This window comes from Amycolatopsis sp. NPDC098790 (genome assembly GCF_044759945.1).
Taxonomy (GTDB): Bacteria; Actinomycetota; Actinomycetes; order Mycobacteriales; family Pseudonocardiaceae; genus Amycolatopsis.
Genome location: NZ_JBIWAI010000009.1, coordinates 226,031 through 240,866, shown reverse-complemented (window position 1 = coordinate 240,866; position 14,836 = coordinate 226,031). Strand labels below are relative to the sequence as shown.

Here is a 14,836-nt window from a genome sequence, read left to right as displayed (position 1 = left end):
CTGGAGTGGACGGAGGGGAGTACCCGCCCCGGTCCGGCATCGTCAATCCGGCTGCCCCGGCGCAGACCCGGTGCCGGCGCCACCTCGCGGTGGCCGGGAAGACCTCCGGTTCGCACCGAACCGGAGGAGTGTGCCGTGACCGTCCCCTTCTGGGCCTGGGCCGCCGTGTTGGGCGTCATCCTGCTGATGCTCGCGGTCGACTTGTTCGCCCACCGCAAAGCGCACGTCGTCGGCGTCCGCGAGGCGCTGACGTGGTCGGCCGTGTGGGTGACGCTGGGCGTCGCGTTCGGAGCCGTCGTCTGGTGGGTCTGGGGCGCGGAGTTCGCGGGCCAGTACTTCGCCGGGTACGTGATCGAGAAGTCCCTGGCGGTCGACAACGTCTTCGTGTTCGCGATCATCTTCGGCTACTTCGCGGTGCCGCGCGAACACCAGCACCGCATCCTGTTCTACGGCGTGCTCGGCGCACTGGTGTTCCGCGCGGTGTTCATCGCGGCGGGCTCGGCGCTGCTGGCCAGTTTCGCGTGGATCCTGTACGTGTTCGGCGCTTTCCTGGTGTTGACCGGTATCCGGATGGCCCTGCACCGCGAGGCGAAGGTGGACTACGAGCGGAACGTGGTCCTGCGCGCGTTCCGCCGCCTCGTCCCGACGACGGAAGTCCATCACGGCGGCAGGTTCCTGGTCCGCGAAGCCGGCCGCTGGGTGGCGACGCCGCTGCTGGCGGTGCTGGTCCTGATCGAGGTGACGGACGTGGTCTTCGCGGTCGACTCGATCCCGGCGATCTTCGCGGTGACGCAGGAGCCGTTCCTGGTCTTCACGTCCAACGCGTTCGCGATCTTGGGGTTGCGGGCGTTGTACTTCCTGCTGGCGGATCTGATGCACCGGTTCGTGTATTTGAAGCTGGGCTTGGCGCTGGTGCTGGTCTGGGTGGGAGTGAAGATGCTGCTGCTGGAGGTGTGGAAGATCCCGACGGGTTTGTCTTTGTCGGTCGTGGGTTTGATCCTCGCGACAGCGGTCATCGCGAGTTTGGTCCGGACCCGCACCGCGGTCCGCTCGTCCTGACGAAAGGAATCCCGGAATGCGTTCGACGAAACGACTGACGGCGGCCGCCATCGGCACCGGCCTCGTGCTGGCACTCACCGCGTGCGGCGCGGCTGCCGAAACGGCGGGCCGCGTCGGCGACGCCGCCTCGACGGTCGGCGTGTGCACCGACGCCGTGCGGATCGCCACGGCCACCCCGGACCTCACCGACCCGCAGGCCGCGGCGAACCGCGCGCACGCGGCCGGCGACGAACTGGCCGGCCTGGCGGAGCGCGCGGCGAACACCACGGTCGGCGACGCGATCGGCTCCCTGGCGGAAACCCTCCGCCGCACCACGGTCGACGATCTCGTCACGGGTCCGGCCGACTGGGTGCGGCAGAAGACCGACCAGGTCTCCGCGCTCACGAAAGCCTGCGGTCTTTGAGCGGAACCCGTCAGGACGGACGGAGGAACTCGTCGAACGTCCGGCATGTGGCCGGTCAGCTGCCACGAGTGCAGGTACGCCCCGGACTCCGTTCTTCTTCCCCGTCCACAGCGCCGCATGTCGCGCCGCGAGCCACAAGACCTAGGCTGGGAGGATCAGGAGGTGGCCGTGGAACCCGGGTTGTCGCCGTTCACCTCCGCGCCGGGCGCGGAGTCGCTCCTCGAGCGCGCCTACACCGACGCGCTCGAGCAGGTCGGCGACGCCGACGAGATCCGTGTCCGCGTGCTCGACGCGGCCTACGAGCAGTTCTGCCGGCTGGGCATCCAGCGCTCCACCATGGAGGACGTCGCCAAGCGGGCCGGGCTGTCGCGCATCACCGTCTACCGGCGCTTCGCCACGAAGGACACGCTGGTCGAGCACGTCGTGCGCCGGGAGTACCGCCGCTACTTCGACCGGTTCCTCGCCGAGATCACGCGGGCCGAGACCGTCGCCGACCGGGTCGTGCTCGGCTTCGTCAGCTCGCTGCGCGCCATCCGCGGCAACCCGCTGATCGGCGGCCTGATCGCCGCCGAACCGGGGCTGCTCGCCTCGTCCATGATCACCGACGGCGGCCGGACGCTGGCCACCGTGCAGCGGTTCGTGGCCGGTCAGCTCCGGCGGGAGCAGCACGCCGGGACCGTGTCCGCCGAACTGGACGTCGAGGTCGTGGCCGAGCTGATGGTCCGGGTGTCCGCGTCCTTCCTGGCCATCCCCAGCCACGTCGTCGACCTCGACGACGACGCGCAGCTCGCCGACGTCGCCCGCCGCTACCTCGTCCCGATGCTGGACACCTGAGCCGCGTGCGGATATGAAGATACAAAGCAAGTCGCCTTGTATCTCCACCCACCGGGAGCGTCCGTGAGCCTGACCACCGAACAGCGCGACTTCGTCGCCGCCGTCGACGACTTCTGCCGCCGGGAGGTGGGCACCCGCGAGAAGTGGCTGGCGCTCACCGACGACGGCCGGAACCCGCACAACGACGCGCTGTACCGCAAGATGGCCGACCTGGGCTGGCTCGGCGTCGCCGTCCCGGCGGAGTACGGCGGCGCCGGCCAGGGCATGCTCGACCTGGTCCTGTTCCTGGAGACCACCGCCTACCACCAGGCCCCGATCGGCGGCTTCGCCACCTCGGTGATCACCGCGGCGTCGTACGAGAAGTTCGCCGCCGAGGAGCGCAAGCACGAGGTTCTCGGCGCCTTCCTGCGCGGGGACGTCCTCGCCGTGTCGATGTCCGAGCCGGGCGCCGGCTCCGACGTCGGGGCGCTCGCGTGCAAGGCGGTCCGGCAGGACGGCGGCTGGGTCGTCGACGGCCAGAAGACGTGGTGCTCGAACGCCCACATCGCCCAGCACATCCTGCTGGTCGCGCGCACGTCCGCCGACGGCGGCAAGCACGACGGCCTGACGATGTTCTCGGTGCCCGCGGGCGTCGACGGCCTCGCGGTGCACGGCATCGACACGATGGGCGGGCGCGAGGTGAACGACCTCTACTTCACCGGCTGCACGCTGCCCGGGGACGCGGTGGTCGGCGAGGTCGGGCAGGGCTGGCGGCAGCTGATGGCGGGGCTCAACCTCGAGCGGATGATCCTGGCGGCGCTGATGCTCGGCACCGCGCGCCGCGCGTTCGACGACACGGTCTCCTACGTCAAGGAGCGCCGGCAGTTCGGCCGTCCGGTCGGGTCGTTCCAGGCGCTGCGGCACCGGATCGCCGACCACGCCACCGAGCTGGAGTGCACCCGCCTGCTGGTGCACGACGTCGCCCGCAAGATCGACGCGGCCGCCGGGAAACCGCTGCCGCGCGAGGCGTCCATGGCGAAGCTCAAGGCGACGGAGTTCGCGAAGGCGATGGCCCTCGACGGCATGCAGATGCTGGGCGGCTACGGGTACGCGACCGAGTACGGCATGGAACGCCTGCTGCGGTCGACGGTGGTGTCCACTGTGTACGGCGGCACGAGCGAGATCCAGCGCGACATCATCGGCAAGACCTACGGGCTCTAGCCGAGGTTGGCCCGTAGCGCCGCCGCGACCTCGCCGGCCGCGGCGAGCTGCGCCGGGGTCAGCGCGTCGACGAACAGCTCGCGCACCGCGGTCAGGTGCGGGACCGTCGACGCGCGGAACGCCGCGTCACCTTCGGACGTCAGCACCACTTCGGCGCCCCGGTTGTCCGTCCGGCACTCCTCGCGCCGGATCAGGCCGCGCTTCTCCATCCGGCCGAGGTGGTGCGACAGCCGGCTGCGTTCCCAGCCGATGTCGTCCGCGAGCTGCGACGACCGCAGCCGCCGCTCTTCCGCCTCACTGAGAGCGAGCAGGACCGCGTAGTCCCCCGGCGACAGGCCGGACTCGGCCTGCAGGCGCGCGCCGAGCTCGGCGCGCAGGGCCTCGGCGGTCTCGATGAACCCGCGCCAGACGCGCAGCTCCTCGGTGGTCGGCAGCACGCGCCGCCGTCGTGTCGGCTGGGTCACCACGCCTCCTAATTGACACGTCAATCATAGCTAGCGCATGATTGACGTGTCAATCAAAGGAGTCATCGTGACCGACCTGCTCTTCGGGCTCGACACCTTCGGCGACGTCCCGGAGGACGACGCCGGCCGCCCGCTCTCCCCCGCCGCCGCCATCCGGCAGGTGCTCGACGAAGCCGTGCTCGCCGACGAACTCGGCGTCGACGTGCTCGCGCTCGGCGAGCACCACCGGCCCGAGTACGCGATCTCCACCCCGGAGACCGTGCTGGCCGAAATAGCCACCCGCACGTCACGGATCCGGCTGTCCTCCGGCGTCACGGTGCTGAGCTCGGACGACCCGGTCCGCGTGTTCCAGCGCTTCGCCACCGTCGACGCCCTTTCGCACGGCCGCGCCGAGGTCATCCTCGGCCGGGGCTCGTTCACCGAGTCGTTCCCGCTCTTCGGGTACGACCTCAGCGACTACGACGCGCTGTTCGAGGAGAAGCTCGACTTGTTCGTCCGGCTGCTCGACGAGAAGCCGGTGACCTGGCAGGGAACCCTGCGACCGGCGTTGGAAGACGCCGACGTCCACCCGAAGACCGAAAGCGGGCGGCTGCCCACGTGGGTCGGCGTCGGCGGCTCGCCCCAGTCGGTCCTGCGCACCGCCCGCCACGGCCTCCCCCTCATGCTGGCGATCATCGGCGGGCCGCCGGGGCGGTTCGCGCCCTACGTCGAGCTGTACCGCAAGGCGGCCGCGCAGTTCGGGACGACCGCCCACCCGGTCGGCATGCACTCCCCCGGGTTCGTCGCCGACACCGACGAGCAGGCGCGCGAGGTGTTCTGGCCGCACTACCGCGTGATCCGCGACCGGATCGGCGCGCTGCGCGGCTGGGCCCCGATCCGGCGCGAAGAGTACGACCACGAAATCGAGCACGGTTCGCTCTACATCGGGTCGCCGGAGACGGTCGCCCGCAAGATCGCCCGCGCGGTCGCGGAGCTGGGCGTCGGCCGGTTCGACCTGATCTACACCGCGGGAGCCCAGCCGGTGAGCGCTCGCCTCCGGGCCGTCGAGCTGTACGGCACCAAGGTGATCCCCATGGTGCGCGACCTCCTGGCGGCGGAATGATCATCGGGATCCTCGGCGCGGGCAAGGTCGGCACGGTCCTGGCGCGCCTCGCCCTCGCCGCGGGGTACGACGTGCTCGTCGCCGGTTCGGGGGCGCCGGAGAAGATCGCGCTCACCGTCGACGTCCTCACCCCGGGCGCGGTCGCGGTGACCGCCGAGGAGGCGGCGGAGAAGGCGGACGTCGTGCTCCTCGCGCTGCCGCTGGGCAAGTACCGCACGATCCCGGCGGCGGCGCTGGCCGGCAAGCTCGTCGTCGACGCGATGAACTACTGGTGGGAGGTCGACGGCATCCGCGCCGACCTGCGGACCTCGACCAGCGAGACGGTCCAGGCCCACCTGGTGGGCGCGCACGTCGTGAAGGCGTTCAACCACATGGGCTACCACGACCTCGAAGACGAGGCCCGCCCCGCGAGCACCCCCGGCCGCAAGGCGATCGCGCTCGCGGGCGACGACCCGGCCGACGTCACGCGCGTGGCCGAACTCGTCGACGCCTTCGGGTTCGACCCCGTCGTCGCCGGTCCGCTGGCCGAAGGCGTCCGCCTCGAGCCCGGCGCCGAAGCCTTCGGGGCGAACGTCGGCGCGGCCGAGCTGCGCGCCATGCTCGACCGGTTCACACCACCACCGACGTGACGCGCTTCGCGCTGACGGTCAGCGCCGCGATCGCCGCCGCTCCCACCAGCGACACCGCGGTGCCCACCACGACCGCGGTGTTCCACCCCGCCTTCAGCGCCGCCGGGGACGGGTGGACGGCCAGCACGCTGACCACCGTCACGCCGAGCGCCGCGCCGACGTAGCGGCTCGTGTTGTTGATGCCGCTGCCCATCCCGGTCCGGTGCGGCGGCACGCTCGCCACCGCTTCGCGTCCCAGGGACGCGTTCACCACGCCCGTCCCGAACCCGGCCACCACCAGCCCCGGCAGCAGGGACAGCGGTCCGGACGCCGGGGTGACGAACGCCAACGGCACGAGTCCCGCCGCCACCACGAGCAGGCCGGCGCTCAGCCGCGCGCCGCCGGAAAACGTCACCGGCAGTCGGCGCGTCAGCACCGCCGAGACCACGCTCGTCGCCGACCAGGCGAGCACCACCAGCGCCGCTCCCAGGGGGCTCAGCGCCAGGCCGTTTTCGAGCATCGTGCAGAGGAACGCCATCAGCGCGGTCACGCCGGCACCCGCCACGAACGCGCCGGCCGTCGCCGAGACCAGGGCCGGGCGGCGGAAGAGCGTCAGGTCGAGCATGCCGCCGCCGGAGCGGTTCTGGTGGGCGAAGAACGCCGTGAGCAGGACGACGGCCGCCGCGATCAGGGCCAGTTCGAGGGGGCTCGTCCAGCCCTGCCGGCCTTCGGTGAGTGCGGCCAGCAGCGCCGCGAGGCCGCCGCCGAGCAGCAGCGCGCCGGGTACGTCGACCGTGCGCGGGCGGTCGGACTCCGACTCCGCCAGCAGGACCCGCCCGAGCACGGCGACGCCGAGCGACAGTCCCGCGATCACGACGTACAGCACGCGCCAGTGGTGGTCGAGGGCCGCGCCGGCCAGCGGGCCGATCGCGATGCCCGCGCCCAGGCAGGCGCCCCACAGGCCGGTCGCGCGGGCGCGGCCGGCGGCGTCCGGGAACGCCGGGCCGAGCACGGCGAGCCCGCACGCGATCAGCGCGGCGGAGCCGATGCCTTCGACCACGCGACCGCCGATGAACGTCAGCGGCCCGGGCGCGACCGCGCACAACACCGACCCGACGGCCGTCACGACGGCACCGGCCACGAAGACGCGCCGCCTGCCGAAGTCGTCGCCGATCGCGCCGGCCGGCAGCAGCGCCACCGCGAGCCCGAGGCTCATCGAGCTGAGGATCCACGACGTCGCGACCGCGCCGGCCCCGAGCCCGCCCGCCACCGCCGGGACGATCGACAGCGGCGCGGTGAAGACGAACAGCGCGAGCAGCGTGGCGCCGCCGGAGGCGACGAGGACGGCTCCGGGGCGGCTGGCCATGCGGACTCCCACTTTGATTCGGTCACCGAACTCTTTCGCCGGGAGACTAGCACGGTTGGTTCGATGAACGAACTCTTCTGTGGCAGACTGGACGCATGGCGCTGCCCCGCGAGTACACGAACCAGGCCTGTTCGATGGTCCGCGCACTGGAGATCGTCGGCGAGCGCTGGACGTTGCTGATCGTGCGTGACGCGGTGTTCGGCGTCCGCCGGTTCAGCGACTTCGTCGAGCACCTCGGCATCCCGCGCGCGGTGCTGACCGAGCGGCTGGAGTTCCTCATCGGCGAAGGCGTGCTGGCGCGCGTGCCGGGCCCCGGCAAGCGCAGCGAGTACGAGCTGACGGCGAAGGGCCGGGGGCTCTGGCCGGTCGTCCGCGCCCTGTCGGCGTGGGGCGACGAGCACTACGCGCCCGCCGGCCGGCGTCGCGTGTTCGTCCACGCCGGCTGCGAGGGCGAAGTCCCGCAGACGGGGACCTGCCTGCGCTGCGGCGAGGACGTCACGCTCACCGAGACCGTGATGACCCCCGGTCCGGGCCTGACGCCGTCGCCGGAAGACGGCCAGGTCAGCGCGATCCTCGCCCGGCCACGGCCACTTCTGGAGCCCATCCACTGAGCCCCCGCGTACACAACAACAGTGAACGACGCTGGCTTCTGTACCTACTAGTATGTACAGTGCCGGACGTGGACACCAGGGACCAGCTCATCGACAGCACCCGTGAGCTGCTGTGGGAGCGCGGGTACGTCGGCACGAGCCCGAAGGCCATTCAGCAGCACGCGGGCGCCGGGCAGGGCAGCATGTACCACCACTTCTCCGGCAAGCGCGAACTCGCGCTCGAAGCCGTGCGACGCAGCGCGGACGAGCTGCTGGCCGCGGCGGATGGGCAGCTGCGCGGGCCCGGGACCGCCGTCGAGCGGATCACCGCGTACCTGCGCCGGGAGCGCGAAGTGCTCCGGGGCTGCCCCGTCGGCCGGCTCACCCAGGACCCCGAGATCGTCGCCGATCCGGAGCTGCGCGCCCCCGTCGACGCGACGCTCACCCACTTGCGCGCGCGGCTGGCCGACGTCCTGCGCGAAGGCCAGGCCGCGGGCGAGCTGCCCGCCGACCTGGACGCCACCGCGTTGGCCGCCACCGTCGTCGCCGTCCTGCAGGGCGGCTACGTGCTCGCCCGCGCCGCCGCTTCGCCCGAACCCTTCGACCAGGCCGTTTCCGGTGTCCTCGCCCTGCTCACCGTCCACTGAGGAGTCTTTCGTGCACGTCCGTCCCGTCCCGCAGACCAGCGCCCCCGCGCCCGCCGACGCGATCAGCGGCAGCGCGTGGGTCACGTCGCTCGCCGTTCCCGAAGGCCCGTCACGCACCCGCGTCGATCGCGTGCAGTTCGCGCCCGGGGCTCGCACCCGCTGGCACCGGCACCCGCTCGGCCAGGTCCTCGTCGTCACCGAGGGCACCGGGTACGTGCAGCTGCGCGGCGGGCCGGCCCAGCTGATCCGGCCCGGCGACACGGTCCGCGTCGCCGCCGGCGAGTGGCACTGGCACGGCGCCACCGACACGTCCTCGATGACCCACCTGGCCATCGAGGAGATGTCCGCCGACGAGACCGAGATCGGCGACCCGGTGGACGGCGGCGAACCAGCGGCCGTGCCCGCCGAGCCCGTCATCCGGACGCTCGTGCTGGAGCAGCGGCTCCCGGCGCCGCGGCTGGTCGACCTCGTCGAGGTCCGCCGGATCACCATCGCGCCCGGCTACGGCGCCGGCCTGCACGTCCACAATGGACCGGTCTTCGGCAGCATCGAAACCGGGTCCGCCGTCTACCAGATCGAAGGCGAGCCCGAGTCGCTGCTGCGTCCCGGGGACGTCTTCTACGAACCGGAAGCGACCCGGATCGCCCGGTTCGACGCGCAGGAGGACGGCGTCACGTTCCTCGCCCAGTTCCCGGTCGGCCCCGGCGAAACCCCGCGCCTCGACCTGGTCGCGGAGGACGCCCGGTGAAGGGCGTGCTCGTGACCGGCGGGTCCCGCGGCATCGGCCGCGCCACCGCGAAAGCTTTTGCTGCCAGAGGTTTCCGCGTCGCCGTCCACTACGGAACGCGGCGCGACGACGCCGAGACGACGCTGGGCGAACTCGAAGGATCCGGGCACGTGTGCCTGACCGGCGACCTGGGCGACCCGGCGGCGGCGCGGCAGGTCGCCGACGACGCGGTCGCGGCGCTCGGCCGGGTCGACGTCCTGGTCAACAACGCCGCGCAGGCCCCCACCGAGCGCACCCGCCACGCCGTCGCCGAAGTCGGCTACGACCAGTGGGTCGAGGTGTGGCGGCGCACGGTCGAGGTCAACCTGCTCGGCGCGGCGAACGTCACCTGGGCGGTGGCCCGGCACCTGATCGAGCAGGGCCGCCCGGGCGCGGTCGTCAACGTCGGCTCGCGCGGCGCGTTCCGGGGCGAACCCGAGCACCCGGCCTACGGCGCGAGCAAGGCGGCACTGCAGGCGTTCGGCCAGTCGATGGCGATCGCCCTGGCGCCGCACGGGATTTCGGTGACGTCGGTGGCGCCGGGGTTCGTCGCGACCGAACGCCAGGAGACCAAGCTCGCCGGCCCGGGTGGCGACGAACTGCGCGAGCAGAGCCCGTTCGGCCGGGTGGGCACGGCCGAGGACGTCGCCGCGGCGATCGTCCACTTGGCATCGCCGGAAGCGGCGTGGAGCTCGGGCGCGATCCTCGACGTCAACGGGGCCTCGTACCTGCGCTGAGTCACGCCCCCGCGGGCGGGACCAGCACCTCGACCACTCCCCCGGCCTCGCGCACCACCAGGTGCGGCAACGGCGGTGGCGTCACCGGCAGCTGGTGCACGAGGACCGCGCCGTCCACGGCGAACGACGTCCGGTGGCACGGGCAGTTCAGCCGCCGGGCCGGGGCGTCGAGGTTCAGCCGGCAGCCGAGGTGCGTGCAGGTCGCCGAGACCGCGCGCACCTCGCCTTCCGTCCGCTGCACGAATCCCGCCACTGCGCCGAAGTCGAACGGCAGCACGCCCCCTTCGGGCAGCTCGCGGGCCGCCACGACCGTCCGCCATTCCCCGTTCTCCGGACGCAGGGTCTCCTCCTCGGCCGCCGGATCCGCCCCGGACGTCACCAGGTACTCGACGCCCGCGCCCCCCGCGGCCGCCACCGCCGCGGCCGACGACACCTGGAGAAACCGGCGCCGGTTGCCGGCCGGCGCCGGCCCGCCGAGCTCCTGGGCGAGCTTGCGGTGCAACCCGGCGACGAACTCCTCGCTCGCCGCCCCCGCACCCGGCCGGGCGGCGCGCAGCAGCACCGCCGTCCGCAGCTCGGCCTCGTCGCCGGGGCCGGCCGCGAACGGGCGCGGCCGGCGGCGGCGCAGGAGGTCCTTGACGAACCGGCGGACACCTCGAGTCGTCACGGTTCCATCCCTTCCGCCACCTGGGCCGCCTGCCGCAACGCGCGGTGCTGCAACACCTTCGCGTTGCCGACGGTGATGTCCAGCTCGGCCGCCGCCTCCTTGAGCGAGCACGCCTGCAGGAACCGCAGCCGCAGGATCCGGCCGTACCGCTCGGGCAGCCGTGCGAGGATCGCCTCGGCGCGGGCCGGCGTGCGCGGGTCGATCGTGTTCTCCTCAAGCACCGCGATGTCCCGCTCCTCGTCGAGCGTGGTGATCTCCCGGCCGAGCGTGCGCCGCCAGTGCCCGGCCAGGACCGTCCGCGCGGTGGCGAGCAGGTACGCCCGGACCTCGCCGACGCTCGCCGAGACGCGCAGCGGCCGCAACGCCGTCAGGAACACCTCCGTGGTGAGGTCTTCCGCGTCGGGCCGGTTGCCCACCTTCGAGAACATCAACCTATACAAGCGATCCACGTTGTCGCGGTAGACCGCCTCCCAGTCCGGGTAGACGTCCGCGCCGACCGCGTGCAGCCGCCGTCTCGGCGCCGCTTCGTCCTGTTCGGCGCTTTTGCGCCGGAACCGCTGTGCCACCGGCACCGCCTGCCTTCTCCCCGCCGATTTCTCCCGCCACCTGAGGGATACGAGCCGGGGTTACGCCGTAACCGGTGACCGTATCGAGGTTCGGACCATCCGCCGAACCGGGGAGAGAAATGACCACATCGATGTCACGACGGCAGCTGCTCGTCACCGGCGGGGCGGCCGCCGCCGTGCTCGCCACCACCGGCCTGCCCTCGCCCGCCGCCGCGACCCCGGTCCGGCGGGGCGGTGCGGACGTCGTCCTCGCCTGGAACCGGGAGCTGCTGGCCACCGTGCGCACCGCCGGTCTCCAGCCCGCGACCGTGCACCCGACCCGCAGCTTCGCCTTGCTGCACGCGGCGGTGCACGACGCCGTCGTCGCGACGACCGGGACCGGGCGGCCCTACCTGTTCACCGTCGAGGTCCCGGCCGCGGCGGATCCGGAAGCGGCGGCCGCACAAGCCGCCCACGACGTGCTGGCCGCGCTCTACCCCGCTCGCGCCGGCGAGTTCGCGAACCTCCTGTCCGGCCAGCTGGCCCGGGTGGCCCCGGCGGGCCGGGCCGCCGGCGTGCGGGCCGGCGGGCTCGTCGCCCGGCTGCTGCTGGGCCTGCGCGCGAACGACGGCTCGGCCGCGGTCCCACCGGCGATTCCCCCAGGCACCGCGCCGGGGCAGTACCGGCCGGCGCCGCCCGCGTTCGCGCCCGCCGCGTTCACGCACTGGGCCGCCGTGACGCCGTTCGTGCTCGACCGCGCCGGCCGCTTCCGGCCCGGCGCCTACCCCGCGCTCACCGGCACCCGGTACGCGCGAGCGCTCAACGAAGTGGCCGCGGCCGGCCGGGACACCAGCACCACCCGCACCGCGGACGAAACCGTGCAGGCGCGGTTCTGGGCGGCGCCGATCTGGAACTACTGGAACGAGATCGCGCAGTCCGTCGTCGGCGGTTCCCGTAGCGGCCTGGTCGTCGCGGCGCGGGTGTTCGCGCGGCTGAACCTCGCGTTCGCCGACGCCGTCATCGCGTTCTACGAAGCCAAGTACCACTACCGGATCTGGCGGCCGATCACCGCGATCCGCCTCGCCGGAGCCGACGGGAACCCGGCGACGAACGGCGTCCCGGACTGGTCGAGCCTCGCCACCACCCCGGCCGACCCGGCGTACCCCGGCGCGCACAGCGTCGTCTCGCAAGCCGGTGCTTCGGTGCTGCGCCAGGAATACGGGCCGCGGTGGCCGCTGACCGTCACGTCCGAAGCGCTGCCCGGGGTGGTCCGCCGGTTCGCCACGTTCCAGGACGCCGCCGACGAGGCCGGGCTCAGCCGGATCGTCGCCGGCGTCCACACCCGGCTCGACCACGAAGCCGGGCGGCGGCTCGGCCTCGACGTCGCCGCGTTCGTCCTCCGGTCGTAGCCCTACCGGCGGGCACCGGTCAGCGACGGCGGGTCGAACCGCACGTACCGGCCGGTGCCGCCGGCGGCTTCGTTGAACCGCCGCGGCTCGGCGACGTCACCCCAGCGCCCGGTCTCGATCCGCGACTCGAGCGCGTGCAGGGCCGCGATCGTTTCCGAAATCCGGAAGGCGCAGTGCCCGGTCGCGCCGACGTAGGCCTGGCGCAGCAGCGCTCCGGCGCCCGCCCGGTGCACCTGCTTGCCGTACCAGTCTTCCTGCTCCACCGGCACGAGCTGGTCGGCGACCGTGTGGATGTCCAGCGTCGGGACGCGCAGCCGGCCGGTCACCACCGAGGTGCGCGCGAGGGTGCGCACGGCCTGCGGGTCCGGCCGGATGTCGGCGTCCCGGGTGAGGGTCGCGAGGTCGGCGTCCAGGTCGAGACCGGCCGCGCGGTAGAGGGCCCGGACCTGGCGGGCGTGGCTGCTGCCGGCCAGCAGCGCGCGGTAGTCGACGCCGGCGGTGAACGCGCTGTTGCCGCCGGCGGCCAGCTCGATCTGGTACCGGCCGGAGACGACGAACCCGAGCACGAGCTGCGAAAGTTCCTGCTGCTGCTGGTTTTCCTGGCCTGCGTAGTCGGCCGGCGGCGTCGCGCCGGTGAACCAGCCGGGCTCGTTCATCAGGGCGGCGGCGAGCGCGATGCGGGCCTGCCCGGCGGGCGTGGCCTGCGCGTCGGTGGCGATCTTCGTCAGCGCGGCGGCCGACGCGCTCGCCTCCGCCGGGCTCGCGAACCGGACGAGCTTGACGTCCTGGGCGGGCGCGAGGAGGCGGGCCAGCGCGTATTCGCCGTCCAGCTGGTAGTTGTTCAGGTTCAGACCGCCGGCGACCAGCCCGCACGTGCTGAGCACGCCGTCGAGTCCGCCGCGCTCGCCTTCGAAGGCGGAGACGAGGCCGCCCATCGAGGTACCCCACGCGATCGTGCGGCGCGGGTGGCCGGTCAGCCGTTCGACCGCCGCGAGCGCGCCGAACTGGTCGTCGACGGCGGAGGCGAGCGCCCACCACGACGGGCCGCTGTAGGACGAACCGACGAGCGCGTACCCGCTGCCGAGCAGGGCCTGCCGGGTCTCCTCGTTGGGCGCGTCCTGCGCGGTGAGCGGGCCGAACCCGTGGCTGTACAGGATGGTCGTGCCGTTCCAGGCGGCCGGCACGTCCGCCACCCAGGTGGCCCCGTCCGGCAGCTGACCCGTGTGGTGTTCGTTCGTGGCCGCGGCGGCGGCCGCCGGGGCCAGCCCGGCCGCCAGCAGGATCGCGCCGAGCACTGCGAGGACGCGCATGGAGGTGCCCCTCACCCCGGGCCGTCACGCCCGGCTCGATGTGGCACCGAGAGTCCCACGCCGAGCCGGAGATGTACAGGTTTCCTGTCTTTTTTCAGTGGGACGGCCGGTCGGAGAGCGCCGCGTGGCACGCCACGACGTACGCGCGGAACCGGGCCGCGTCGCGGGGGTTCAGCTGCGCGAGCATCCGTTCTTCGAGCGCGGTGACGTCGTCGCGGACGCGGTCGAGGAGTCCTTGACCGGGGCCGGTCAGGCCGATCACGCGCCGGCGGCGGTCCCGCGGATCGCCTTCCCGCGCGATGAGACCCCGCCGTTCGAGCGCGACGACCATGTCGGCCATCGCCTGGTCGGTGACGAAGGAGTTGCGCGCCAGTTCGGCGGTGGCGAGCCCGGACCGCCGCTCCAGCACGGTGAGCGCGGTGTACTGCAACGGGGTGAGCGCGACCGGGCGCAGCACCTCGTCCAGCCGGGCCCGCACGGCGAGCTCGAGCTGCTTGACGAGGTACAGCAGGCCGGGGCCTTCGGGCTGGGACACGGTCCCATCGTGGCCGACGGCGGGCTCCGGCGCCCGCGACGGTCAGAGTTTCGGTCGCTTGAGCACCTCGGTGGGCAGGCCCAGGGTCTCGACGATCTGCCCGACGGCGTCCCCGAGCCGCACGAAGTCGGCGCCGAGCGGCTCGATCACCAGGCGCCGGATGTTCGCCACGTGCGTGGGGGACGCGGCCGCCAGGTGCGCGCGCCCGGCGTCGGTCAGGGTCGCGATCGTGAAGCGGCGCCCCTGGCCGGTGCACACCTTGCGCGTCACCCAGCCGCGATCCTCCAGCCGGGCCACCGCGTGGGAGATCCGCGGGAGCGACCCGTTGGCCATCTCCGCGATCTCGCTCATCCGCAGGCTTTCCTCCGGCACGACCGAAAGCCGCGCGAGGATCATGTAGCCCAGCAGCGTCAGGTCGGCGTCCCGCAGCAGCTGGCCTTCCAGTGCTCCCGGCAGCGTGAGCAGCACCTTCGCCAGGTTGACCCACGCGCGCCGCTCGTCGTCGCCGAGCCGCGCGAACGGCTCGACCGGTTCCCGTTCGTCCACGCTTGACTTTAACACGCAACTCAACCTACCTTTGGGTTTAACACGCAA

Annotated in this window: 18 protein-coding genes; 11 read left to right on the top strand and 7 right to left on the bottom strand. The window is 72.9% G+C overall.

The window, feature by feature from the left end:
- The first annotated feature begins 135 nt into the window (after window positions 1-135).
- The 4 genes from ACIQWX_RS46925 (at window position 136) to ACIQWX_RS46910 (ending at window position 3,496) form a co-directional block, all read left to right on the top strand.
- The gene (locus tag ACIQWX_RS46925; protein WP_400885861.1) at window positions 136-1,059 is read left to right on the top strand and encodes a TerC family protein; all 924 of its coding nucleotides are present in this window, start codon (window positions 136-138) and stop codon (window positions 1,057-1,059) included.
- A 16-nt stretch (window positions 1,060-1,075) separates the two neighbouring features.
- Window positions 1,076-1,462, top strand: a complete 387-nt coding sequence (locus ACIQWX_RS46920; RefSeq protein ID WP_400885858.1) for a bacteriophage spanin2 family protein — start codon at window positions 1,076-1,078, stop codon at window positions 1,460-1,462.
- 162 nt (window positions 1,463-1,624) lie between these two features.
- Window positions 1,625-2,296 (top strand): TetR/AcrR family transcriptional regulator, encoded by a 672-nt coding sequence (locus tag ACIQWX_RS46915; RefSeq protein ID WP_400885857.1) that lies wholly within the window; start codon window positions 1,625-1,627, stop codon window positions 2,294-2,296.
- 63 nt (window positions 2,297-2,359) lie between these two features.
- Complete coding sequence (locus ACIQWX_RS46910) at window positions 2,360-3,496, top strand: acyl-CoA dehydrogenase family protein (protein WP_400885854.1); 1,137 nt, start codon at window positions 2,360-2,362, stop codon at window positions 3,494-3,496.
- On the opposite strand, the gene ACIQWX_RS46905 is transcribed toward ACIQWX_RS46910, so the two are convergent.
- On the bottom strand, window positions 3,493-3,960 hold the full coding sequence (locus tag ACIQWX_RS46905; RefSeq protein ID WP_400885852.1) for a MarR family winged helix-turn-helix transcriptional regulator: 468 nt from the start codon (window positions 3,958-3,960) through the stop codon (window positions 3,493-3,495). The two genes, ACIQWX_RS46910 and ACIQWX_RS46905, sit on opposite strands and share 4 nt — an antisense overlap.
- 67 nt (window positions 3,961-4,027) lie before the next feature.
- Here ACIQWX_RS46905 and ACIQWX_RS46900 point away from each other — a divergent pair, with 67 nt between their 5' ends.
- Together ACIQWX_RS46900 and ACIQWX_RS46895 are read left to right on the top strand one after the other, a co-directional pair.
- Window positions 4,028-5,062: an LLM class flavin-dependent oxidoreductase gene (locus ACIQWX_RS46900; RefSeq protein WP_400885849.1), complete on the top strand. Its 1,035-nt coding sequence runs from the start codon at window positions 4,028-4,030 to the stop codon at window positions 5,060-5,062.
- Window positions 5,059-5,691, top strand: a complete 633-nt coding sequence (locus ACIQWX_RS46895) for an NADPH-dependent F420 reductase (RefSeq protein WP_400885847.1) — start codon at window positions 5,059-5,061, stop codon at window positions 5,689-5,691. The genes ACIQWX_RS46900 and ACIQWX_RS46895 overlap by 4 nt, the downstream gene beginning before the upstream one ends.
- On the opposite strand, the gene ACIQWX_RS46890 is transcribed toward ACIQWX_RS46895, so the two are convergent.
- Entirely contained in the window at window positions 5,672-7,036 is a 1,365-nt protein-coding gene (locus tag ACIQWX_RS46890; RefSeq protein ID WP_400885845.1) for an MFS transporter, read from the bottom strand. The two genes, ACIQWX_RS46895 and ACIQWX_RS46890, sit on opposite strands and share 20 nt — an antisense overlap.
- Window positions 7,037-7,131: 95 nt before the next feature.
- On the opposite strand from ACIQWX_RS46890, the gene ACIQWX_RS46885 reads away from it, so the two are divergent.
- The 4 genes from ACIQWX_RS46885 to ACIQWX_RS46870 all read left to right on the top strand — a co-directional run bounded on the left by ACIQWX_RS46885 (window position 7,132) and on the right by ACIQWX_RS46870 (window position 9,776).
- Window positions 7,132-7,647: a winged helix-turn-helix transcriptional regulator gene (locus ACIQWX_RS46885; protein ID WP_400885843.1), complete on the top strand. Its 516-nt coding sequence runs from the start codon at window positions 7,132-7,134 to the stop codon at window positions 7,645-7,647.
- Window positions 7,648-7,715: 68 nt separating this feature from the next.
- The gene (locus ACIQWX_RS46880) at window positions 7,716-8,273 is read left to right on the top strand and encodes a TetR/AcrR family transcriptional regulator (protein ID WP_400885841.1); all 558 of its coding nucleotides are present in this window, start codon (window positions 7,716-7,718) and stop codon (window positions 8,271-8,273) included.
- Between the two features lie 10 nt (window positions 8,274-8,283).
- The gene (locus ACIQWX_RS46875; RefSeq protein WP_400885840.1) at window positions 8,284-9,021 is read left to right on the top strand and encodes a cupin domain-containing protein; all 738 of its coding nucleotides are present in this window, start codon (window positions 8,284-8,286) and stop codon (window positions 9,019-9,021) included.
- Entirely contained in the window at window positions 9,018-9,776 is a 759-nt protein-coding gene (locus ACIQWX_RS46870) for an SDR family NAD(P)-dependent oxidoreductase (protein ID WP_400885837.1), read from the top strand. Before ACIQWX_RS46875 ends, ACIQWX_RS46870 begins: the two co-directional genes overlap by 4 nt.
- Before the next feature lies 1 nt (window position 9,777).
- Here ACIQWX_RS46870 and ACIQWX_RS46865 read toward each other — a convergent pair whose 3' ends face one another.
- A complete protein-coding gene (locus ACIQWX_RS46865; RefSeq protein WP_400885834.1) occupies window positions 9,778-10,443 on the bottom strand; it encodes a ubiquinol-cytochrome c reductase iron-sulfur subunit in 666 nt (221 codons plus the stop codon).
- Window positions 10,440-11,015, bottom strand: coding sequence for an RNA polymerase sigma factor (locus ACIQWX_RS46860; protein ID WP_400885831.1), 576 nt, complete (start codon window positions 11,013-11,015; stop codon window positions 10,440-10,442). The genes ACIQWX_RS46865 and ACIQWX_RS46860 overlap by 4 nt, the downstream gene beginning before the upstream one ends.
- 113 nt (window positions 11,016-11,128) lie before the next feature.
- Between ACIQWX_RS46860 and ACIQWX_RS46855 the strand changes: the two genes are divergently transcribed.
- Complete coding sequence (locus ACIQWX_RS46855; RefSeq protein ID WP_400885828.1) at window positions 11,129-12,397, top strand: vanadium-dependent haloperoxidase; 1,269 nt, start codon at window positions 11,129-11,131, stop codon at window positions 12,395-12,397.
- A 2-nt stretch (window positions 12,398-12,399) separates the two neighbouring features.
- Here ACIQWX_RS46855 and ACIQWX_RS46850 read toward each other — a convergent pair whose 3' ends face one another.
- From ACIQWX_RS46850 to ACIQWX_RS46840, 3 genes are all read right to left on the bottom strand, one after another.
- Window positions 12,400-13,707, bottom strand: a complete 1,308-nt coding sequence (locus ACIQWX_RS46850) for an alpha/beta hydrolase (RefSeq protein WP_400885826.1) — start codon at window positions 13,705-13,707, stop codon at window positions 12,400-12,402.
- A 94-nt stretch (window positions 13,708-13,801) separates the two neighbouring features.
- Window positions 13,802-14,242 (bottom strand): MarR family winged helix-turn-helix transcriptional regulator, encoded by a 441-nt coding sequence (locus ACIQWX_RS46845; RefSeq protein WP_400885823.1) that lies wholly within the window; start codon window positions 14,240-14,242, stop codon window positions 13,802-13,804.
- A gap of 42 nt (window positions 14,243-14,284) precedes the next feature.
- Window positions 14,285-14,788 carry a MarR family winged helix-turn-helix transcriptional regulator gene (locus tag ACIQWX_RS46840; protein WP_400885821.1) on the bottom strand — a complete coding sequence of 168 codons (504 nt, stop codon included), beginning with the start codon at window positions 14,786-14,788 and terminating at the stop codon, window positions 14,285-14,287.
- Between the last annotated feature and the right edge of the window lie 48 nt (window positions 14,789-14,836).

What these genes read in the sequence shown, in the direction of transcription:
- ACIQWX_RS46920 (WP_400885858.1), top strand. Translation starts at nt 1,076, where the DNA reads ATGCGTTCGACGAAACGACTGACGGCGGCCGCCATCGGCACCGGCCTC.
- ACIQWX_RS46895 (WP_400885847.1), top strand. Translation starts at nt 5,059, where the DNA reads ATGATCATCGGGATCCTCGGCGCGGGCAAGGTCGGCACGGTCCTGGCG.
- ACIQWX_RS46890 (WP_400885845.1), bottom strand. Translation starts at nt 7,036, where the DNA reads ATGGCCAGCCGCCCCGGAGCCGTCCTCGTCGCCTCCGGCGGCGCCACG.
- ACIQWX_RS46885 (WP_400885843.1), top strand. Translation starts at nt 7,132, where the DNA reads ATGGCGCTGCCCCGCGAGTACACGAACCAGGCCTGTTCGATGGTCCGC.
- ACIQWX_RS46855 (WP_400885828.1), top strand. Translation starts at nt 11,129, where the DNA reads ATGACCACATCGATGTCACGACGGCAGCTGCTCGTCACCGGCGGGGCG.
- ACIQWX_RS46850 (WP_400885826.1), bottom strand. Translation starts at nt 13,707, where the DNA reads ATGCGCGTCCTCGCAGTGCTCGGCGCGATCCTGCTGGCGGCCGGGCTG.